Source organism: Sphingomonas sp. H160509 (assembly GCF_024124765.2).
Taxonomy (GTDB): Bacteria; Pseudomonadota; Alphaproteobacteria; order Sphingomonadales; family Sphingomonadaceae; genus Sphingomonas.
Genome location: NZ_JAMXSR020000002.1, coordinates 550,094 through 572,468, shown reverse-complemented (window position 1 = coordinate 572,468; position 22,375 = coordinate 550,094). Strand labels below are relative to the sequence as shown.

General features: G+C 67.6%; 14 protein-coding genes and 1 pseudogene. 8 read left to right on the top strand and 7 right to left on the bottom strand.

The features are described from left to right. Positions 1–48: 48 nt before the first annotated feature. The gene (locus NHF48_RS04375) at positions 49–1,488 is read right to left on the bottom strand and encodes a glycosyltransferase (protein WP_342454574.1); all 1,440 of its coding nucleotides are present in this window, start codon (positions 1,486–1,488) and stop codon (positions 49–51) included. Further along, entirely contained in the window at positions 1,475–2,236 is a 762-nt protein-coding gene (locus NHF48_RS04370; RefSeq protein ID WP_253070387.1) for a DUF2334 domain-containing protein, read from the bottom strand. Before NHF48_RS04370 ends, NHF48_RS04375 begins: the two co-directional genes overlap by 14 nt. Before the next feature lie 281 nt (positions 2,237–2,517). Here NHF48_RS04370 and NHF48_RS04365 point away from each other — a divergent pair, with 281 nt between their 5' ends. The 4 genes from NHF48_RS04365 (at position 2,518) to NHF48_RS04350 (ending at position 7,121) form a co-directional block, all read left to right on the top strand. After that, entirely contained in the window at positions 2,518–3,441 is a 924-nt protein-coding gene (locus NHF48_RS04365; RefSeq protein ID WP_253070386.1) for a hypothetical protein, read from the top strand. Between the two features lie 141 nt (positions 3,442–3,582). Further along, positions 3,583–3,957 (top strand): hypothetical protein, encoded by a 375-nt coding sequence (locus NHF48_RS04360; protein ID WP_342454573.1) that lies wholly within the window; start codon positions 3,583–3,585, stop codon positions 3,955–3,957. Between the two features lie 71 nt (positions 3,958–4,028). Beyond that, positions 4,029–5,057, top strand: coding sequence for an endonuclease/exonuclease/phosphatase family protein (locus NHF48_RS04355; protein WP_253070385.1), 1,029 nt, complete (start codon positions 4,029–4,031; stop codon positions 5,055–5,057). 81 nt (positions 5,058–5,138) lie between these two features. After that, a complete protein-coding gene (locus NHF48_RS04350) occupies positions 5,139–7,121 on the top strand; it encodes a beta-N-acetylhexosaminidase family protein (protein WP_253070384.1) in 1,983 nt (660 codons plus the stop codon). Between the two features lie 368 nt (positions 7,122–7,489). Here the strand turns inward: NHF48_RS04350 and pbpC are convergent. From pbpC to NHF48_RS24660, 4 genes and pseudogenes are all read right to left on the bottom strand, one after another. Continuing rightward, a pseudogene (gene pbpC, locus NHF48_RS04345) lies at positions 7,490–9,598 on the bottom strand (penicillin-binding protein 1C). Continuing rightward, entirely contained in the window at positions 9,595–13,800 is a 4,206-nt protein-coding gene (locus tag NHF48_RS04340; RefSeq protein ID WP_342454572.1) for an alpha-2-macroglobulin family protein, read from the bottom strand. The pseudogene pbpC and the gene NHF48_RS04340 overlap by 4 nt, the downstream one beginning before the upstream one ends. Next, entirely contained in the window at positions 13,683–14,942 is a 1,260-nt protein-coding gene (locus tag NHF48_RS24665; protein ID WP_342454571.1) for an Ig-like domain-containing protein, read from the bottom strand. The genes NHF48_RS04340 and NHF48_RS24665 overlap by 118 nt, the downstream gene beginning before the upstream one ends. Next, the gene (locus NHF48_RS24660) at positions 14,905–15,357 is read right to left on the bottom strand and encodes a hypothetical protein (protein WP_342454570.1); all 453 of its coding nucleotides are present in this window, start codon (positions 15,355–15,357) and stop codon (positions 14,905–14,907) included. Before NHF48_RS24660 ends, NHF48_RS24665 begins: the two co-directional genes overlap by 38 nt. Before the next feature lie 163 nt (positions 15,358–15,520). Here NHF48_RS24660 and NHF48_RS04335 point away from each other — a divergent pair, with 163 nt between their 5' ends. Further along, on the top strand, positions 15,521–17,296 hold the full coding sequence (locus tag NHF48_RS04335) for a putative bifunctional diguanylate cyclase/phosphodiesterase (protein ID WP_253070383.1): 1,776 nt from the start codon (positions 15,521–15,523) through the stop codon (positions 17,294–17,296). Between the two features lie 27 nt (positions 17,297–17,323). Here NHF48_RS04335 and NHF48_RS04330 read toward each other — a convergent pair whose 3' ends face one another. After that, positions 17,324–18,319 carry an alpha/beta fold hydrolase gene (locus tag NHF48_RS04330; protein ID WP_253070382.1) on the bottom strand — a complete coding sequence of 332 codons (996 nt, stop codon included), beginning with the start codon at positions 18,317–18,319 and terminating at the stop codon, positions 17,324–17,326. A gap of 110 nt (positions 18,320–18,429) precedes the next feature. On the opposite strand from NHF48_RS04330, the gene NHF48_RS04325 reads away from it, so the two are divergent. The 3 genes from NHF48_RS04325 to NHF48_RS04315 all read left to right on the top strand — a co-directional run bounded on the left by NHF48_RS04325 (position 18,430) and on the right by NHF48_RS04315 (position 22,336). Then, positions 18,430–19,377, top strand: a complete 948-nt coding sequence (locus tag NHF48_RS04325; RefSeq protein ID WP_263816716.1) for a LysR family transcriptional regulator — start codon at positions 18,430–18,432, stop codon at positions 19,375–19,377. A 156-nt stretch (positions 19,378–19,533) separates the two neighbouring features. Beyond that, positions 19,534–21,318: a DUF3857 domain-containing transglutaminase family protein gene (locus NHF48_RS04320; RefSeq protein WP_263816715.1), complete on the top strand. Its 1,785-nt coding sequence runs from the start codon at positions 19,534–19,536 to the stop codon at positions 21,316–21,318. Further along, positions 21,242–22,336 carry a tetratricopeptide repeat protein gene (locus NHF48_RS04315; protein ID WP_263816713.1) on the top strand — a complete coding sequence of 365 codons (1,095 nt, stop codon included), beginning with the start codon at positions 21,242–21,244 and terminating at the stop codon, positions 22,334–22,336. Before NHF48_RS04320 ends, NHF48_RS04315 begins: the two co-directional genes overlap by 77 nt. Positions 22,337–22,375: the final 39 nt, after the last annotated feature.

The following is a 22,375-nucleotide window of genomic DNA, read 5'->3' as shown; positions in this document are numbered from 1 at the left end:
CTGCCCGTCCGGGATGTCGCCCTGAAAAATAAGACCGTCGGCGTCAGGTCAGCGCGCTGAGTGGTTCGGTACAATCCCGACGCGGTCCCACAGGCGGATCGCCGCGGCAGCAAAGGCCAGGACCGCATACGCCGGAATGGCAAGGTAGAACAGCGGACAGCTCCAGGCGGAGCGTGGGTGTACGAAGGCGTCGATCAGGCGTCCGTCGCCCCGAAAATCGCAGAGCGGCACCGCCGCTTCGGGCGGCTCGGCTCCCCAGACCGGATCGTGATCCGAGACGTGTATCGGTTGCAGGGCGAAATGGGTCGCGGTCATCGACATGATCCTTCTCTCCCTCACCAGATCCTCGTTCGCGTACAGCGCGAGCAGCGCGTCGAAATGATCGTCCATCGTGCGGACCGGGGCTGCCGCGCGTGGCGTACGACTGTTGCGGGCGACCGAAAGGATCGCGTCTGACGCGGCCAGCGCGTCGCTGGACCGATACAGGACGCCACCGGATTTGCGCGCGAGGTCGGCGGCGCCGCCGCGGTCGGGGGCGATCAGCGGCAGGCCCGACGCGATCGCCTCGGCGGCGACGAAGCAGAAGGTTTCCGCCTCGCATCCGTGGATCAAGGCATCCGCGCTCGCCATCATCAGCGCTAGCGCCGCACGGTCGGTGGTCGGTTCGAGCAGGCGAACGTGGGGATTGCCGTCGATCGCCTCGATCACGGGACGCTGGCGTGATCCGCCTCCGACGATGACCAGACCTACCGGTACCTGCGCGCCGGCGATCGTCGCGGCTTGCGCAATCATCGGCCAGCGCTTTTCCGGCGCGTGGCGTCCGACGCCGATCAGCAGCATCGCGTCTTCCGGGAGGCCGCATAGCGCCAACATCTCGCGACGCACGGTCATGTCGCGCAGCGCCGGTGAGAACTGTCCCGGCTCGACGCCCATCGGGTCGGTCAGCACCTTCTGCAGTCCACCCTCGCGCAACCGGTTGCTGAGGCTGTCGCTTGCGCTGACGATCATGTCGAAGCGTTGGTCGAGGCGACGTAAGTGGCGCCAATACCAGTCGAACGCGCGGTCGATTGTCTGCGTCGAGGCGACGCCGCCGAACCAGCGATACGCATAGGCCGCCAGCGGATCGGCATGTGCAATCAACGCAAGCCGCGCCCCGGAACCGCGTTCGCTTTTCCAGTCCGCAACCAACGACGCGCTGCGCCATGGCGACGAGACTTCGACGAGGTCCGGATTTTCTTCGTCGAGTACGCGGTGCAGCGCCGATCGATCGGAGAAATAGCGGTACGATCGGTCCAGGGGAAACCGCAGCGAGCGTACCCAGCGGATCCGCGCGTTCGGGCCGCGACGTTCCTCACCGTCGCGTTCGCCTGGTGCGACGACGACCATCTCATGCCCGCGTTCGGCGAAGGCGACGAGCTTGCGATCGACATAGGTCCGGACCCCGCCCCCGCTGGGCGTGTAGAAGGCGGAGACATCAACGATCTTCATGACGGCCCTCCCCTTCCGACATAGCTGCGCCCCGCAACAGATCGGCATAGCGGGCAACCGTGCGGCGACCCGCCAGACACCGGATGGTCCGATCGATACTGGTCATCAGCGACTCCTTCGTGACGTCGCCGGGGTGCACGGCCACGCGCAGCGTCGGGAGCCAGTCCGGGAGCGTGCGCGCGGCGGCGGCGACCGCGAGCGAGCTGGCGGTGCGCGCGGGGGATCGGCTTGCCCAGGTAATGACGGGACCGCGCGCGACGACCGCGTCGTTCGCCGGACGCCAGACCCGGAAATGATCCTCTGCGAGCGCGAAATCGCATGCCTTCAGCGCCGACCTCGCGCCCGGGCCGTAGAGCCACGCCGGCGCGATGAAGCCGGCGACGGGTCCGCCGATCGCCTGTTCGACCATATCGCGTCCGGCGCGCATCCGGTATTCGGCCTCGTCCGCGCTGAGCCCGAGGAACTCGCCCTCGCCCGCGGTCATGTAGCGTGCCTTCATCGACGCCGCCTTGCTGCGGTGCACGCTGGTGTCGCGGTGGAACCAGCCGTGGAGGAACATCTCGACACCCGCATCGGCCCATTCGCGCAACCGGCGCGCGAACGCCGGCGTCCGATCGAGCGGCGCCGCCCCCCAGTGATCGGGGACGACCAGCATCGCGAACCGCGGCTCGCCCAGGATCGCGCCGATCATCTCGGCGAGCCGCTCGATGGGGTCGGCGAATGCCGGCGAGACATCGTGGATCGACACGATGAGGCGCCGTTCCGGTGACGGCGGACGCACGCCCCTTATCAAGGCGGTCACGATGCAGATCCAAAGGGCTGGGGTACACACATGCCCCGGAGACGGCACCGCGGGATCCGAACCGCAGTCCGCCAAGATTAATTTTTGTGACGAATTTTTCGGGCTGCGGATGCTGCGATGCGGTGACGTCCAGACCCCATGACACATACCGGCTCCCCCGCCGTCGCGGCATCGCTGCGTCATGGAAATCAGATTGCCGTCCCGGTCGCCGTACGGCGCAGGGTGGCATGAGCAACGCCCTCAACCACGCGGCCCTGCCCGCCCCCAAGCTTCCGCTGAAAACGATCGAAGTTCGCAAGGGGATCGTCGCGCGGGGCCTGACGCCGCTGCTGTCCGCGGTGATCCTGATCGCGGCGTTGTGGCAGCTGCGCTATCTCGACGTCCGCGGCGTCATCGCGATGGTGCCGCGCTCGCCGCTGTTCTGGCTGCTGTTCGCGGCCTGTTATCTCGCGCTGCCGGCGAGCGAGTGGGTGATCTACCGCCGCCTGTGGAACCTGCCGCCGCGCGGGTTCCTCGCGCTGTTGCGTAAGCGGATCAGCAACGAGATCATCGCGGGCTATTCCGGCGAGCTGTACTTCTACGCATGGGCGCGGCGGCACGCGTCGCTGGTCGGCACCCCGTTCGGCGCGATCAAGGATGTGTCGATCCTGTCCGCGGTCGTCGCCAATGTCTGCACGCTGGTACTCGCCGCAGTCAGCTGGCAGTCGCTGGTCGCGCTGAACCTCGGCACCGATGCCAAGGTGATGATCGTGTCCGCCGCGAGCATCGCCTTGCCGTCGGTCGTCGCGCTCGTGATGCGCAAGCGGCTCTTCACGTTGCCCCGCGATGAGCTCGGCCGGATCGCGGTCATCCACCTGCTGCGGATCGTCGCGACGACGGTCTTCGCCGCCGCGCTCTGGGCGGTCGCGCTGCCCGCGGCACCGCTCGCCTGGTGGTTCGTGCTGGCGACGTTGCGTTTGCTCGTCTCGCGCCTGCCGCTGTTGCCGAACAAGGACATCGTCTTTGCCGGTCTCGTCGCGTTCACCGTCGGGCAGGCCTCCAACGTCGCCGCGATGCTGACGATGATCGCCGCGCTCTGGCTGGTCACGCACCTCCTTCTCGGCGCGGCGCTGACCGCGGTCGAACTTCTCAATCCGGAGCATAACCAATGATCGTCGCGCTGTTGGCCCTCGCCGCAACGCAGATCGCGTCGACGCCTGCGCTGGGGACTGCGGCGGCGCAGTGCCGGCCGCACGAGGCGGGCCCGGCGATCGTCGTGACCGTCGAGGGGGCTGAAGGATCGCGCGGGCAATTTGCGCGCCGAAATCTATCCCGCAGTCGAAGGCGAGTTCCTGGCCGACGACAATGTGCTGGTGGCGCAGGGCAAGACGTTCCGCCGCGCGGTGATCCCGGTTCCGGCATCAGGTCCGGCACGGCTGTGCCTGCGCGTTCCGGGCGAGGGTGCGTATGCGCTCAGCGTCGTCCATGCCCGCAGCGGCGGTCACGGGTTCAGCCTCCTGCACGACGGCATCGGTTTTGCCGGCAATCCGCGGCCTCGGCCATTCCAAACCGAGCGCGGAGGCGGCGCGGGTCGTCGCGCATGCCGGCATCACGCCGACGACGGTGGTGATGAACTACCGAAGCGGACTGTTCTCTTTCGCGCCGCTGAAGCGCTGACATCGTCATAAATATGCCCGGGCAGGTGCGGTTTCGGCCGGACCGTGGCGTCTCCCCCGCACATACAGAAATTGGATCGCCAATGGTTTCGCGTCGTCTCGGTCGGTTTGCCGCTTCCCTCGCGCTGCTCGCAGCAACCGCATCGTCTGCAACCGCGAGCGGGGCGGAATCGACGGTGTCGGTCATGACCTACAATGTGCACGGCCTGCCCTGGCCGATCGCGGAGGATCGGACAGCATCGCTGTCGGCGATCGCCGCGCAACTGAAGGCGATGCGAGCCGCCGGGCACCAGCCGAGGATCGTCGCGTTGCAGGAAGCGTTCGTGCCCGACGCGAAGGCGATCGGTGCCGCCGCGGGCTATCGCTACATCGCGTTCGGTGCTTCCGCCGACGCCGCCGCGACGGCCGAAACGCCGACCGATCGCAGCTTCGTATCCGCCGGCAGCATGTTCCGCGGCGAACAGGTCGGCAAGCATGTCGACAGCGGACTCGCGATCTTCTCCGACTATCCGATCCTCGCGGTGCGGCGGATCAGCTATCCCGTCTGTGCCGGCTATGACTGCCTCGCGAACAAGGGCGCGATGGCGGCGATGATCGCGGTTCCCGGACTGGCCGGACCGGTCACGGTGATCGACACACACCTGAACTCGAACGGCGCCACCGGCGTATCCGAGCCCCGCGCGCTCTATGCGTATAAGCGCCAGATCGACCTGTTGAGCGCGTTCATCGGCTCGATGGAACGGCCGCACGAGACGCTGCTCGTGGCGGGCGACTTCAACGTCGGGCAGGATATCGGGCGCCGCGCGTATTTCGCGCAGCACATGTTCGGCGGGGCGATGCCGCTGACGGGCGGCGAGCAGCGGTGCCGGTCGACCCCGACATGCCTGGTGACGCAAGCCGCCGACGTGGCGACCTCGACCGGTCGTGCCAAGGACTGGCTGATGTACCGGGCGTCGGATGCGCTGTCGGTGAAACCAACCGCCGTTAGTGCGCCATTCGGTCGGGCTGGCGACCAGACCATGTTGTCCGACCATATCGGCGTGATGGTCAGCTACAAGCTCGACGGGGTCGGCGTCCGGCCGAAGATGGCGGCGATGCTCGCCAGCCGCTGAGGGGTTTCCGTACGGGTTGCGGTCGTCCCGCCGCTATCGTATCCCCTGGGTCATAATACCATTATGATACCGGAGACGAGCATGACGCGACAGATTGGCAAGTTCGGCCTCGTGCCCTCGCTGATGGTTGCCGCGAGCCTGGCTAGTCTCGTCGCGGGATCGGCTTCGGCTGGTCCAGTGACGATGCCCGCACTGTTCCCCATGCCGACCTCGATCGAGCTCGGGTCTGGGACGATCGAGGTCGGGCGTTCGGTATCGCTGATCGCAGCGCCGGGCGTCGATCCCGACACGATCGCGCTCGTCCGCAGCATCCTCACGACATCGGGTGTGGAGACGATCATGACCGCCCGACGTCTGCCCTCGGTCATCGGCGGGACGTATGTCGTACTCGGGACCGCCGCCTCACCGATCGTCCGCGATGCGCTCGCCCGCAGCCGCGCGGTGGCCGACAGCCATACGGAGGGCTATACGATCGCGAGCCTTGCTTCGGCATCGGGTGGCGTCGTCACTCTGGCCGGGCACGATGCGGACGGCCTGTTCCATGCCGCACAGACGTTTCGCCAGCTTGCCCGGCGGTCGGCGATCCCGGCGCTGGTAATCCAGGATCATCCGGCAATGCCGATCCGCGGCACGATCGAGGGATTCTACGGCGCGCCGTGGTCGATGGCGGACCGCACCAAGCATCTCGACTTCCTCGCCACGGTCAAGGCGAACACCTATGTCTACAGCCCGAAGGACGATCCGTACGCGCGCGATCGTTGGCGGGAAGCGTATCCTGCCGCGACGCTGAAGGCACTCGGGACGCTAGCGACGGCGGCGCGGCGGAACCATGTCGACTTCGTCTATGCGGTCTCGCCGGGGCCGTCGGTCTGCTTCTCCGATCCTGCGGACGTGCAGGCGCTGGAGCGCAAGTTCGACGCGATGCGATCGATCGGCGTCGGCAGCTTCTACGTCGCGCTCGACGACATCGAATACACCAAGTGGAATTGCGAGAAGGACAAGGCGGCGTTCGGTCCGTCGGGCGCGGAAGCAGCGGGCATCGCGCAGTCGCAATTGCTGAATGCGGTGCAGGCCAACCTCGCGGCCAAGGACCCGTCGGCGCGGGCGCTAATCATGGTGCCGACGGAGTATTACGATGCCAAGGAAACGCCGTACAAGGCGGCGCTCCGGAAGCATCTCGATCCGCGGATCGTCGTGCAGTGGACCGGTACCGACGTCGTGCCGCCGGCGATCTCGATCCCCGACGCCAAGGCAGCGACCAAGGCGTTCGGTCGCAAGACGCTGTTGTGGGACAATTATCCGGTCAACGATTATGCGCAGACCACGGGTCGGCTGTTGATGGCGCCCTATACGCGGCGCGAGGCGGGGCTGTCGGGCGAGCTGACCGGCATCCTTTCGAACCCGATGAACCAGGAGGCCCCTAGCCGCCCGGCGGTGACCGGCGTCGCCGCGTTCGGCTGGAACGACAAGGCGTATGATGCGCAACGGACATGGCATTTCTCGGCGCGGGAACTGGCGGGCGGCGACGAGCGCGCAACCGCGGCGCTGCTGACGTTCTTCGATACGCAGCACATGGCACCGACCTTCGGCAGCCAGCCCTGGCAGGAGCAGGCGCCGCGATTGAAGGCGACGCTGGACCGCGTGCGGGAGGCGCTGGCCGGCGGCGATGCGGCGGCGCGGCGCAAAGCCATTGCGGACCTGACCGCGCGTGCCAACGAGATCACGAATGCGCCTGACATCATCCGGTCCGGCACGGTCGATCCGGGTTTCGCGGCACAGTCGCGGCCGTGGCTGGACGCGATGCAGCGTTGGGGACGTGCGCTCCAGTTGACGGCGGCAGGCCTCGACGCGGCCGATCACGGCAGCAGCGCCGCGGGACGGTATTTCGCCGATGCCAAGCGGATGGCCGCCGAAGCTGCGGCGATCCAGAGCATTTCCGGCGCGACGCGGTTCGACGGGCCAATCAAGATCGCCGACGGGGTGCTCGACACGTTCGTTGCCGACGCGCCGACGCTGATCGTGTTCGACCGCAGCGGCAACGCTTCGACCGCCGCCGAGCGGTGACCGATCGATCCGGTAGCGGACGGCGCGACCTTCTCGGGTTTCGATCGTTCCGACCGAATGGAGTCCGAAGACCGTTCTGCTGCCGAAGCTCGATGGCTGAAACTTACCCGCGAGAGCTTGCCGGCGGTGGCGCGTACACGCCGCTGGCCGGTCGTGGCGGATCATTGCTTCCAGCGCATCTTCCTCGACAATGCGTGCGACGGCGTATGGTATGACCGCATACCAGCCCGCCCCGCCTACGCGCACGCCGACCGCGCACTGTTGGACCGCGCCATTGAGCTGGCCAAGGCAGCGCTTGCCGGAGAGGTGGATCTTGCCGTCCTCAACCGCCGTTCGCTGACCTGGCGGAGAAAAACGAACGGTCCCGCTCAGCGGATCGTGACGATCACCTGGTCCGTGGCGCGACCGGCTGCGTCGACGAGCCGCAATCGGTGCCGTCCCGGAGGCGCGAAGAACAGCAGTTGCTGAGCGGCGGGGCCGAGGTCGCGGTTGTCGAGGAACACGTGGTGGGCGCGAACGTCGCCGGTGGTCTCGATCGCGAGGCGCTGGCGGTCGGCGGGAATGTCGGGGTCGATCGCGTAGACGCTGCCCGAAGCGGGATTGACGATCCGGGCGCGGCGCGCAGTGGCTGGCGCGGCGGCGATCAGCGACTGGCCGGTACCGTGGAGGAAATATTCGATGCGGGGTTGCTCGATCGCATCGGCAAACGCGATGCGGCGGCGTTCGACGCCGGCGGGCATGGGCGGCCCGCGTTCGTCGTCGCGTCCGAGCGCCAGCATGACGTCGCGCCAGACCGGCGCCGCGCCACTGGTGCCGGAGACCGCGCGCATCGGGTCGCCCTCGACGTTCCCGACCCAGACCGCAACCGTATAGCGGCGCGAGAATCCGACGCACCAATTGTCGCGCATGCCTTTCGAGGTCCCAGTCTTCACCGCGGTCCAGAACGGCAGGCGTAGTGCCGAATCGAGGCCGAAGGTAGCGGCGCGGGCGTTGGGGTCGGCCATCATGTCTGCGACGATCCAGGCTGCGGCTTGGGTCGTGACCGGGCGGGGTGTGCCGCGGGGAGCGTCGGCGGTGAGCCGCAGCGGCGACCAGCGCCCGCCATTCGCGAGCGACCGGTATGCGTCGGCCTGTTCGAGCAGCGTCACCTCGGCCGATCCGAGCGCGAGGCTGAACCCGTAATAATCTCCGTCCTCGACGAGGCCACGATAGCCCGTATCCCACAGCCGATCGCGGAACGGTTCGACCCCGACCAGCAGCAGCGTCCGCACCGCGGGCACGTTGAGCGACCCTGCCAATGCGCTGCGCACCGATACGCGTCCCTTGAACCCGCGATCGTAGTTCTGCGGGACGTACAGCCCCGACGCGGTATCGAGCTGCACGGGGGAATCGTCGAGTACCGACGCCGGGGTCAGGTATCCGCGCTCGATTGCCTGCGCGTAAAGGAACGGTTTCAGCGTCGATCCGGCCTGGCGATAGGCGTTGGCGGCGTCGACCGCGGGGGGCGGTCGATGCGCCGCCGATCCCGCCGACATAGGCAAGCACGTCGCCGCTCGCATTGTCGATCACCACCGCGGAACCGTCGCGCGCGCGCGATCCGCCAAGCCCGAGCAGTTGGCGACGCAGCGCGGCGGCAACCGTGCGCTGCAGTGCGGCATCGAGCGTAGTGGTGATCCGCAGGCCGGGCTTGGTCAGCAGGCGATCGGCGAGATGCGGCGCGAGGCCCGGATCGAGCGCCAGCGTCCGCACCGGCCCGAGCATCGACGCGGCCTCGCTCGCGAACCGCGTACAGTCGCCCGCGCCCCCCCAATCGGCAGGCCCGCGTGGCGATGCGAGGGGCGGGCGCCTGCGGATCGGGGAGCAGCGCGGTCAGCAGCAGCGCATCGTCGCGCGCCATCGCCGCGGGGGGTCTTGCCGAACAGCGACAGCGCCGCCGCACCGATCCCCTGCGCCTCGCCGCGGAACGGTGCGAGGTTCAGGTAAGCCTCGAGGATCTGGTCCTTGCTCCAGGTCATCTCCAGCGATCGGGCCGCGCGCATCTGACGGAGCTTGTCGCGCCAGCCGCGCGCACCGGGCATTGCGAGCGTCGGCGACAGGAACGCGGCGACCTGCATCGAGAGTGTACTCGCCCCCCTGCCCCGCTCGCCCTTCGTGCGCGACCGGATCGATCCGAGGATCGCCAGCCAATCGATCCCGCCATGGCTGCGGAAGCGGACGTCCTCCGCCGCGACGACGGTGGTGGGCACGACCGGCGCGATCTGGTCGAGCGGTACCCACGCCAGCCGACGCGCGGCGAAATTGACGCGCGCGCTGTCGATCAGCACGCCGTGGCGATCGTACAGCCACGCCTCCGACGGCTTCCACGCAGCGCGCACCTGCGCATAGCCCGGCAGCGGCGGCGGGAATGTCGCCCAGTCGAACCCGACCGCGGCCAGGATCAGCACCAGCAATCCGACAAGCGCCGCGCGCTGCTTCATCGATCCGCGACGACCATCGTCTGGTTCGGCACCGCCGCGCGAATTGCGGGCGAATACATCGCTTCGACTCGGCTAGGCGGCATCTGGAACCGGCCGGCGCCGTTGAGCCGCAGCGTGTACGTCACGGTAGTGGTCCCCTTGGGCAGCCAGGCGAAATAGGCGCGCCACGTATCGCGTCCGCGTTCGACGTAGCTCGGACCGCCGCCCTCGCCGTCGCTGGCGCCGCCCTGCTGGAGCAGTTGCGACTGGCCGCCGAGATCGCCGATCACCGTCGCGCCGGCGGGCACCGGATCGCTGATCGCGACCCAGTTGCGCTCGGCGCTCGCCTCGACCGACAGCGTCACGCGGAGCACGTCGCCCGTCGTCAGCCGCCCTGGGTTGCGCGCCTGCACGACATCGACTTTGCGCGTCAGGCGATAGCCGGCGAACAGCGGTTGCCGCAGCGGCACCGCCGCCGAGATCGACACGGTCGCCCACGGCCCGGCCCCGCCGCCTTGCGCCAACCGCAATGGTCCGGCGGCGGCCAGCGGGAACGATACCGTCCGCGCGGGTTCCGCCATCGGCCAGCCGCGTGCGACGCTCCGCCCTGCGTAGGACAGCATCGTCGTGCCCGTGACCGCCTGCGCCGGATAGACCTGCGCGAACCGCCGCGCGGCGATCGCACCCCAGGCGTTGGCGGTGGTCGTATCCCAATGCCCGCGCGACTGGCGCAACGCCGTGCCGACCATCAGGCGCGGCGCATCGTCCTGCCAACCCGGCCGCCCGAGCACCGCCGCGGTCGCCTTGTTCGCCGCCTCGTCCGCCGACGACATCAGCCACCACGACGCGTTGGCCGAGTCCGACAGATCGAGCCGCGTGCCCTCGAACACGAGGCGCGTGCGCAACACCGCCTCGGCCTGCGCCTTCGCTTCGGTCCACGCACCAGGGATCGCCGTCAGCGCGGTGATATAGTCGGCAAGGCTCGCGGTCGGCATCTCCGCGGGCGTCATGCCGATCTGGCCGAACATCGCCGCCGTCGCTTCGCCCTGCCGCGCCAAGGCCGCCAGCGCGGCGACCTTGGTCAGGCGGACGTCGCCATAATCCTCATGCCGCAAGCGCCCGTCGAGCACTGCCTTCATAGCCTCGATCATCCGCGCGCGCTGGACCGGCGGCAGCGACAGGTTCGCCGCGCCCGTCATCGACAGGACATAGGCGGTCAGCGCCTCCGACCCCTGCAGGCTGTCGCCGGGGAAATACCGGAGCAGCCCATCGGGCGCCTGATAGGTCGGGATCTCGCCCGCCAGCGTCGCCCAGCCCGCCATGTCGCCAAGCACGACGATCCGCGACAGCCGCTGTTCGAAACAGTTGAACGGATAGCGGCTCATATAGTCGCGGACCCCGGCGAGCGACGGCGCCAGCGTATCGGCAAGGCGGATGTCGACACTGCCGCGACCCGGCAGTGCCCCCATCGGCGGCGCGATCGGGATCAGCGTATTCTCCCCGACCTGCGCGAGCGTCGCCGCCCAGATCTCGGTCGGCACCGCGGGGATGACGTCCTGCGTCACCGTAACCTGATCGGTCGCGCGGCCGTCGTTACTCCTCGCGCGCACCGTCCAGCGCAGCGTATCGACTCCGGACGGCGCGGTGAGGTTCCACGCCACCGGTGCCGCCCCACCCGCGGGAATGGTGACGGTCAGCGGCTTGCCTTGTGCGATCCGTGGGAAGACGTCGACGTTCGCCGTGACCGTCATCGCACGGTCCGATCCGTTGCGCAGCGTGAACCGCGCGCCGTAGAAATCGCCCGAGCGGACCAGCGGCGGCATCCCGGCATAGAGCGACAGATCCTGCGCGGTACGGATGTCGGTGCTGCCGGTGCCGAACGCCTGCGCACCATCGGTGGCGATCGCGACCAGCTTGAACGACGACAGCGCATCCGACAGCGGCACGGACACGCGCGCACGCCCCTGCGCATCGAGCGGGACATGGCCCTTCCACAGCAGCACCGGCTGGAAATTCTCGCGGTTGAGCCCCGACAGGTCGCCGCCGCCACCGCCGCCACCCGCTTCAAGTGCCTTGCGTCCATAATGCCGCTTGCCGACGACCTGCATCTGCGCGGTCGCGGTCAGGACGGACAGCGGGCGATCGCCCATCATCGCGTCAAGGATGTTCCAGCTGTCGTTCGGTGCGAGTTGCAGCAACGCCTGATCGACCGCGGCGAACGCGACATCGGCCTCGCGTGCCGGGCTGCCATCGGGCTTCCGCACCTGGATCGCGACATTGGCCGTCGCGCGCGGCGCGTAACGTTCGCGGTCCGCCTTGACCGCGACGGCGAGCGTATGGCCCTCCCAGCCGACCTTCACCTTGGCGATCCCGAGGCGGTAGGCGGGCTTGGCGAGATCGACCAGCGCGGTCGGCTCGGCGGCGTCCTCGGGCGTATCCGACAGCCCGAGCGTCCGCGCGATCCGGTGGATCCAGCTCCAGAACCCGCTCTCGACACGGCCGCGCACGACCAGCACCGAGACATAGACGTCGGGCGCATAGGCGGCGTCCATCGGCACCTCGATCACCGGGTCCTTGCCCGACAATTCGGTCACGAAGCTCGACAACACCCCCTCGCGCTCGACGCTGACCAGCGCGGTCGCCGAGCGGAACGGCATCCGTACCTGGAACCGCGCGGTCTCGCCCGACGCATAGGTGAGCTTCTCGGGAACGACATCCATCCGGTCGCCATTATCGCCGCCGAACCACCCGTCGTCGTTCCCGGCGAGCCACACCGACTTCACCGCGCGCGCGACGTTGCCTTCGGCATCGGTGGTGGTGACGACCGCGTAGATTTCGCCCGACACGCCTGGATCCGCCTTGCACTGCGCGAGCCCCTGCGCATCAGTGGTGGCGCTGCACGAGGCCGACAGCTTGGTCGTCCGCATCCGGTTGTCATAGGCGTAGAACCCGCCGATCAGCCGCCGCCGCGCGGTCAGGATCTGGCGACTGTAGAGCGCGACCGACAGCTTCTGCCCCTTGATCGGCTTGCCGTCGGTATCAAGCGCGACGAAGCGCAGCCGCAGATCGTCCACGCGCATCATCCAGCCATCGGTAGCGACGCCAAGTTGCACGCCCGAGGCGTAGATCGGGATCGATTTCGAGGCGGTCAGCGTCTCGCCATTGGCATCGCGGTAATCCATCTCGACCTGCATATCGGTCGTGCCGGGCAGCGTTCGCGGCATGTCGACTGTCATCCGGCGCGTGCCGTCGCTGCCGAGTGTTGCGGGGAGCATCTGGGTGGGGGGCAGCGGGGTTTTCGCATCCTCGCCTTCGCCGTCGAGCGGCTTGACGCCCTCCGTGATCGGTTCGCCGCCGAAGCTGTATTTGTCGTATCCGTCAGGCGTAGCGCTGTGTGCGAACCAGCCGATGCGGACATCGACGGGCAGGCCAGGTGCGCCACCGCCCGAAAGATAGCCGGCGAACAGATCGAGCTGCGCAGTGCGCGGTTTTACGAGTGCGGTCTTCGGCCCGGTCACGCTCGCGCGCATCGTCGGCAGCCGATATTCGTCCACTTTGAACGACTGCGCGGATTCCGTCGTTTTGTCTCCCACCACGAAAACGAGGTCATAATCGCCCATTGGCGCGCCCTTCGGCGCGGTCCAGACGGTTTCGCCGGTGCCATTCGCATCGATCGTCACGGGCATCTCGAACTGCGTGTCGGAACCGCGATGCGACAGCCGGAGCGTGCCCGTAAAGCCGGGCGCCAACGAAAAGCCGCGCGCGTCGGGACGACGAAGGATGTGCTTCATGTGGATCGTCTCGCCCTGGCGGACCAGAGCGCGATCGAACACGGTGTGGATGATGTCGGTCGCCGCCGAATAGCCATAGGACAGGTCAAAGTCGAACGGCCGGATGCCCTCACCCCAGTCGGTCAGCGTGAAGCTGAAATCGTCGCCGCTGCGCGCCGAGATCATCAACGGATGCGGCGAGCCCTCGCCCTTGCAACTGCCATAGGTCTCGGGTTCGGGGAGGCCGCGCGCGACCATCAGTCCGCCGCTCTTGTCGGTTGCGCCGCGTGCGAGCGGCTTGCCGGTGCAACTGTCGCTGACCTGCACGACGGCGTTCACCACCGGCTTGCCCGTCGACAGCCGCGTGACCCAGGCGAGCGAGCGATCGCGCCCCCATTCGAAATGCACCGCGAGGTCGGTGACCAGCGCGGCGCTCGCAACATAGCGCGGCACGTCGCGACCGAGCAGCGCACGGCCCAGCGTCGGGCTGGCGAGTTCGACGACGTAGAAGCCGGGCTTGCCCAGCGGCAGGCCGACGACCTCGAAGTCCTTGCCCTTGCCCGGCAGGTCGAGCTTGAACGGATCGCCTGCCCCCCCCCCCCCCCTGCCCCGCCGCCACCGCTCCCGAACAGCAGCGGCTTCTCGCCAGTATGGTTGATCTGGAGCGGCTCGGCACCCTTGCGCTCGATCGTCTGGTAGTCGGTCTTGCCCGCCTCCTCGACGCGCCGCAGCCACGCGGCGATCTCGCCGTCGGTACCGCCCACGCGCAGCCGCTGACCGCCGATGCCCGCGGTCTGGCCTTGCAGCGAAGGCTCGACGTTGCGGACGGTGACGGGCAGCACGCCGCCCTGTTTAGCTTCGAGGATCCCGAAATCAGCCGCGAACTTGACGAGCGGCGGGGCCTCGTCGAACTTCACCTCGAGCGGGAAGCGTTCGCGGTTGGCGAGGATGCGACCGCTTTCGTCCTTGAGGTCGGCGGGGATCGCAACCGTCCCACGCGTCGCAAAGGGTAACGGTGTGGCAAACGTGACCTGCTCGATCGTCGCGCGGGTCTTCTCCTCGTCGCTGAACACGGGCGCGATCGACTTGCCATCGGCGAGCGTCAGCCGAACCTGCGTCGCCGCACTCATCGGCACGGGCGCGGAGAACCGCAGATACGCCTTCTCGACCGGGCTGCATCCCGCCGCGGTGTTGACCCGCGAGCATTCGAACCGCGCGGTGAAGGGTTTCCGAACGGTAAAGTCGAAACGCTGATCGGCGCCGGCGAGCTTGCCGCCTGCACTGGCGATGTTCGCGCCCCACACCAGCGCCATGTCGCGGCCCGGCGGCAGGGGGCGCCGGCATTTTACCGCCGTAATGCCGGCCAGCGCACGCTGGCGCGATGCGGTGTCGGCGGGGACCGTCTTGGGCAGCCCGGCGCTTTCGAGAAAATTGGTGACCGAGTAGTTGCTTCCCAACCCGGCGAGCAGCTTGCCCGGCAAATCTGGCGCGAGCACGTCCACCGCGATCTTCTCGCCGATTCCGTCGACCGCGCAATAGGCGTTGGCGGCGATCGATTCACGCGTCGCAAGCATGTTCGCGGCGACCAGGAACACCTGGTCCTCCTCGATATCGCCCCTCGCCGGGCAGCACCGCGCGGGCGATCGGCCCGCCGGCATCGACGGTGAAGCTCTCCGCATCGACGCCGTAGCCCGCCGCGCTTTTGAGTCCTTCGCGCGTCGCAAGCGTGCAGCGCGTTCCGCCGGGCAGGCCTTGCGCGAAGTCCCAGACATAGGTCTGCGGATCGACCCAGCGCCCTTCGCCCGACACCGCGCAGTCGACCTTCAGCGGCGAGGCGGCGCGCGGATCGCCCAGCGGGACGATCGCGTCGCTGAACCGCACGGTAAAGCGCGTGATCGCGCCGTCCGAGATGTTGGGCGTGGCAAGCGTGACGTGTGGCGTATCGCCCCCGAACGCGGCAACCGGCGCGACGACGATCGCTAGCGCCGCCCACAGTCTCGCAAATCGCATGCCCGCTCTCCCCGCCAACAGAATAGGGGCCGGGCGGCGCTAGTCCAGACTAAACGGGGCCCCGCCCGAGTAGCGCTAGATAAACTTAGGTTTCATTTATCTACTCTGACATGGATTAAACCATTAAGGTTTTGATTATAGAGGGGAACGTGAAAGGAATCGTGTGCGCGACCATCACGAAGAGGCTCGGCTGGACGCCCTGTACCAGCTGAAGTTGCTCGATACCCCGGCCAGCGAGGGATTCGATCGGATAACCCGGATGGCCAGCCAGATCTTCGGATTGCCGGTGGCTGCGGTGTCGCTGACGGATCGCGACCGGCAATGGTTCAAGTCGCGCGTCGGCGTCGAGCATCGCAGCATCCCGCGCGACAAGGCGCCCTGCGCGCAGGTCGCCGAGTCGACCCAGCCGCTCGTCATCGAGGATTTCCAAGCCGACGCTTGTTACGCCGACAGCGTGCTCGGTCGCGCCGGAACGCGTTTCTATGCCGGCGCGCCGTTGGTCACCAGCGAGGGCTACGGCCTCGGATCGCTCTGCGTATTGGGGACCGAACCGCGCAAGGCGACCGAGGCCGAGCTTGCCGCGCTGGTCGATCTGGCGGCGATGGTGATGGCGCAGATCGAGCTGCAGCACGCCTTCGGAAGAATCGATCCGGTCACCGGCATGCCGACCCGGAACCAGTTCCGCGACGACCTGATGGACCTGGAGCGGGACCATCCGGGCGAGCACCGGTTCGCGGTGGTGGTCGACATGGCGCGCGAAGATCAGATCAGCCGGATCGTGCGTGCGTTGGGCGTCGCTCGCGTCGACGATTTCATCCGGGAGGCGTCGCAGGCGCTGCGCGTGGCGCTGGGGCCCGGTCGTGTCGCCTATCAGGTTGGCAGCGCGCAGTTCGCGTTCATCTCACCGCCGGGTGTCGAGGAGTTGGCCTATGTTTCGCTGCTCCGGTCGAGCTTCGAGACGATGCATGCCACGTCGTCGGTACGCTTCGTCACGAACGTCGCGATCGGCGTCCGGTCGTTCGTCATCGGCAGCGTTTCGGCCGACGACGTGCTGAGGGGGGCGGCCAGCGCGGCACAGGACGCGCGCAACGCCGATGGCGCGATTGCACTGCATTCGCCCGCCAACGATATCGCCCACCGCCGGCAATATGGCCTGTTGCAGGATTTCGGCGCCGCACTCGAAGCCGGCGACCAGCTGCGACTGGTGTACCAGCCAAGGATCGAGCTCGCGACGGGACGGTGCCTGGGCGCGGAAGCGTTGCTGCGCTGGCGGCACCCTCGACTGGGCGAGGTATCGCCCGCCGAGTTCATCCCGATCATCGAAGAGACCTCGCTGGCGCGCGCGACGACGCAGTGGGTGATCGATGCGGCGATGGATCAGATGGCGGCCTGGAATTTCGCCGGGATCGCGCCGGTCCTGTCGGTCAACATCTCCGCCGCCAATCTCGGCGAGGCCGACTTGATCGACCGGATCCAGCTGGCCTTGTTCAAGCGCGATCTGCGGCCCGAGCGGCTAGAGATCGAGCTGACCGAAAGCGCCATCATGGACCAGCCCGACCAAGCGCTGGCGATGCTGCGCGAACTGGCGGAAGCGGGTATTTGCCTGGCCATCGACGATTTCGGGACTGGACACAGCAGCCTCGCCTATCTCCAGCGCCTGCCCGCGCGGATCGTGAAGATCGACCAGGCCTTCATGCGCAACCTCACCGAAGCGGCCGGGCCCGATTTCGTCCTCGTCGAGACGATGATCGGGCTGGCGCACAAGCTTGGCTACCGCGTGGTGGCCGAGGGGATCGAGACCGCAGAGGCAGCCGCGATCCTGACGCAGCTCGGTTGCGAGGAGGCGCAGGGTTTCTGGTTCGCGCGCCCGATGGAAGCCACGCCGTTCGCGACCTGGCTTGTGGAACGCGAGACGGCAGCCGAGCCCGAACGCGGCTGACTTTGCAGCCACGCCTGGGGGATCGTCTCAGGTCCTCCGTGCGAGGAAGTCGCGCATCAACGCCGCGATCTCGGCATGGTGCGTTTCCAGTGCGAAGTGGCCGGTGTCGAGAAGGTGGACCTCCGCGTCCGGGACATCGCTGCGATACGCGGTGGCGCCGGCTGGCAGGAACGCTGGGTCATGCCGACCCCAGACTGCCAGCAAGGCCGGACGATGTTTGCGCAGGTACGCCTGGAAGGCGGGGTAGAGTGCGACGTTGGTCCGGTAGTCGAGGATCAGGTCGAGCTGGATCTCGTCCGCACCCGGTCGCGCCATATAGGCGATGTCGAGCTCGTAGCCGTCGGGTGATAGTCGGAGCGGATCGGCACCGGTGCCGTATTGCCAGTTCCGGATCGTGTCCGGCGCGAGAGAAGACCGGCAGGCTTCGCGGTTGCTTGCGCTCGGATCGCGCCAATACGCCTCCCACGGTCCCCATTGGTCGCTGAAGCCCTCGACGTACGCGTTGCCGTTCTGCGAAACGATCGCCGAGACGCGTTCGGGATGGCGCATCGCGAGACGCAGACCGACGGGTGCGCCATAATCGAAGATGTAGAGCGCGTACCGCGTCAGGCCGAGCGCTTCGACGAAACCGCCGACCACGGTCGCCAAGGCATCGAACGTATAGGCGAATGTCCCGCGCGGCGGCGCCTTGGTCTGGCCGAACCCGGGCAGGTCCGGCGCGATGACCCGAAACCGGTCGGCCAGTTGCGGGATCAGGTCGCGGAACATGTGACTCGCCGTCGGGAACCCATGGAGAAGCAGGATGAACGGCGCGTCAACCGGCCCGGCCTCTCGGTAGAACAGGTCGACGTCGCCGACTTTCTGCCTGCGATACCGGACGGATGCCGCCGACGCATTCTTCGGTGACGTGGCGACGCGCGACGCGTCCGCGACGGTCGAGCGCGCCGCCGCCAGGACTGCAGGACCCGTGGCCAAGGCAGACATGACACCTCGGCGGGTCGGCGTAGTCAGGTTCGTTCTCATGGCGTTGTCCTTCGTTGAATACTCCAGATAATCGTTTCACCACGGATCATAATGCTTGCATGCCGGTAGGCTCAGTTGCAGGATCCGCAACGATGGACCGGCTCGATGCGATGAAATTGTTCGTGGCCTCGGTCGACGAAGGATCGCTAGCCGCCGCCGGGCGTCGGCATGGTCGGTCTGCGGCCAGCGTGACGCGGGCCATCGCGTTGCTGGAGGGCATTGCCGGCGAAGCGCTATTGCTCCGGTCGACGCGTCGGCTGCACCTGACCCCGGCGGGGGAACGGCACGTGGAAGTATGGCGCGACGTGCTGCTGCGGCTCGGCGACTTCGCGCCCGCCCCGTCTGAAGGCCCGATGCGTGGCAGTTTCGTCCTGACCGCCCCGGAGCTCTTCGGACGGCTGAAGGTGATGCCGGTGCTCGAAACGTTCCTGCGCCGCGAGCCGTCGACCAGTGCGCGCGTGTTGCTGGTCAACCGCCTCGTCGATCTGATCGGCGAAGGCGTGGACATGGCGGTTCGGCTCGCACCGCTGCCCGACTCGACGATGTCTGCGACCAAGCTTGGCGACGTTCGCACGCTCGTCTGTGCCTCGCCCGACTATATCGCGCGGTGCGGCATACCGGCGACGCCGCAGGATCTGGGCCGGTTCGATTGCATCGGGTTGAACGTCGAAGGCGATGGCGAACTATGGTCGTTCGGATCGGAGACCGAGCGCGCCCGCGTCCGATCGATCCGGGTTCGGACCCGCCTGAGCCTGAACAATGCGGGCGCGGGTATCGATGCGGCGGTTCGCGGCATCGGGCTGGTGCGCACCCGGGGATATCAGGTGGCGGAAGACCTGGCGACAGGCCGCCTCGTCACCGTTCTGACAGCATTCGAGCCACCACCGCAGCCGGCGCACCTCGTGTTCCATCCGGACCGGGGAAGCCGGGGCGTCGTTCGCGCGTTCATCGACCATGCCGTGCCGGCACTGCGGGACGAGTTTCGGCGGATCACGGCAATGTTGGACGCGATCGGCGATCCGGCGCCGCCCAAGAACGATCGCTTGCCCGCGGAATAGAGAACTGGCGGGTCGATTCCGTCTCCGGAGATGCGGCGAGAGTTGACCGACAGTGACGGCGATTTGCGCGTGTCGATCATCGATCTGCGATTTCTCTGGGCTTGCGGACGAATTTGCCGATATCGTTTGCGTGGGGGATCATCGGGGGGCCGAATTGTGCGAAGTATAGTGGTTGCAGCGGTGTCGCTGGGGTGCGTGGCGACGTCTGCGGCGCAGGCCGGCGACCTTCCCTTGTATCAGCCCGCGCCCGGCTGGATCATTCCGGCCGTGCTGCCTGACGCGGCGAAGACAGGCGGAGATACGCCGGCGCTGGTGATCTTCGATACGCAACAACGCATCGAGGACGGGCGGCTGTGGTCCTACATAGATGTCGCGTCGCACATCACCTCGCCGGAGATGCTGGCGCAGGCGACGTCGCTCGCCTTGCCCTGGGCGCCGGACAAGGGCGACATCATCGTTCACGAACTGGCGATCTGGCGCGGGAGCCAGCGTATCGACCTGCTGGCGAACGGACAGAAGTTCACGGTCCTGCGGCGTGAGCAAGCGCTAGAACAGCGCGAATTGACGGGTATCCTGACGGCGACGCTGGCGGTCGAAGGTCTTCAGGTCGGCGACATCCTGCGGCTGCGGGCGTCGACGACATCGAAAGACGCCGCGTTGGGCGGGCGCGTGCAGAACGTCGTTCCGATGATCGCCCTACCCGCGCGGGTTGCCTTCGCCCGCGCACGCATATCGTGGCCGACCGCGACGCCACCGCGCTGGAAGCTGGAGGCCGACGGCGTCAAGGCCGTGCCGATCCGCGACGGGCATTACACCGTGCTCGACCTGGCCCTGCCCGCGCCAAAGCCGGTCGAGATGCCGCAGGATGCGCCAAGTCGGTTCCGGCATCCGCCGATGATCGAATTCGCCACGTTCGCCGACTGGGCGGACGTCTCAAAGACCTTCGCACCGCTATATGGCGCGGAAGCCAACGCCATCGCGCCCGGCTCCCCGCTGAGGGTCGAGGTCGACGCGATCATGAAGGCGGATGCGACGCCGATCGGCAGGGCCGAACGCGCGCTGGAACTCGTCCAGGACAAGATCCGCTATCTTGCCGTCGGTATGGATGGCGGAAACTATGTTCCGCAGAAACCCGCGCGGACGTGGGAGGTTCGCTACGGCGACTGCAAGGCGAAGACCGTACTGTTGCTGTCGATGCTGCGGGCGATGGGCATCGATGCCGAGCCGGTCCTCGCCGCCGTTGGATCGGGCGACTTCGTGGCCGAGAGGCTGCCGAGCGCGGCGGCTTTCAACCACGTCTTCGTGAAGGCGACGATCGGCGGCCAGACCCTGTGGCTCGATGGGACGGGCGCCGGTTCGAGGCTTGCGGATATCCACGACACGCCCGACGTCAGCTATGTCCTGCCGATCCGCGCCGACGGTGCCGCGCTTCTCAGAATCGTGACGCACGCGAATGCGCGTCCGGTGATCGATTTGATCGTCGAGGCGGACGAAACCGCCAGCGTCGACTTGCCGAGTGCGTTCGAGGCGACGGCGATCGTCCACGGGCGACCGGCGGCGATGCTGACGATGGCCAAGACCCAGTTGGGCGAGAAGGAGCAGCGCCAGGCCGTCGGGCAGTTCCTGCAGGGCTTCCTGGGCGAGGGACAGTTCGTCGATAACGTCCGATCCGATCACCGGTGCGGTCACGCTGAAGGCACGCGGCGCGACGAGCACGATCTGGACGACCGACGACCGTCGCCGCAAGCGCACGGTCGACAGGCTGATCGATCAGGTCAATTTCGATCCCGACCGCAGCAAGGCGACCTGGGCAGCCGTCCCCGTTCTGGTCAACCAGCCCGACGGCCTGCGCTATCGCTTGCGGTTGCGCCTTCCCGACGGTGGCCGTGCCTTCGCGCTGGAGGGAGAACCCGATCTCAAGGCGAACATCGCCGGGTATGACATCGTTCGCAGCGCCAGCCTGGCGAACGGTATGTTCACGCTCGACGAGCGGATCGACACGGTCGGCGGCGAGATCGCGGTTGCCCGCATTCCGGCGGAGCGCGATGCCCTGACGACCGCGAAGGCGCGCGCACCGCGTATCGTCGCCTCGGTCGACACGCGGCGTCGCTGGGACATCAACGCCATCGACCCGCCCGGTGCCACGCAACTGAGGGCGATCGAGGCGATCTTTGCGAAGTCGATCGCCGACGATCCCGAAGAAGCCAGCGGCTATACCAGCCGTGCGTCGCTCAGAAGCGGCGTGGGGGATCGTCGCGGTGCCGTCGCCGACCTCACGCACGCGATCGCGATCACCCCGACGATCGATCTCTATCTCCAACGCTCGACGGAGTCGCACGAACTGGGCGACATGGCGGCGGCGCTCAAGGACGCGGAAGCAGCGCGTGCCCTGGATCCTTCGTCGCAACAGGCGATCGGCCAGCTCAGCGACCTGAAGGCCGAAGGCGGCGATATGCCCGGAGCGCTGGCGCTGCTCGATCAGCGCATCGCGCTGGGCGGCAGCATGCGCAACGCCTTCCGCGAAGCCAAGGCCGGCCTGCTCGGAGAATATGGCGACGTCACCGCAGCACTCGTGCTGTTCGACAGCCTGATCGCGGACAAGCCGGGTTCGCCGTCACTGATGAACGGACGATGCTGGGCCAAGGGAACGCGCATGGTCATGATCGACAGCGCGTTGAAGGACTGTACGGGGGCGATCGAGTTGAGCACCGACACGAGTGGTCCGCTCGATAGCCGGGCGATGGTCTGGTATCGGCTCGGAAAGTACGAGCAGGCGCTTGCCGATCTCGACGCGGTGCTGGCGTCGACGCCCAACCAGGCGGAAAGCCATTTCATGCGCGGAATCGTGTTGGTGAAATCGAACCGGCGACCCGAAGCGACGAAGGAATTCGCGATTGCGCGGCGGCTTCTACCGAGCGTCGACAGGCGGTATGCGCGTTACGGCATCAAGGCGGACTGATCATCGGTATCGGGTAGCCCTTCACGGGGCGCTCGGCCT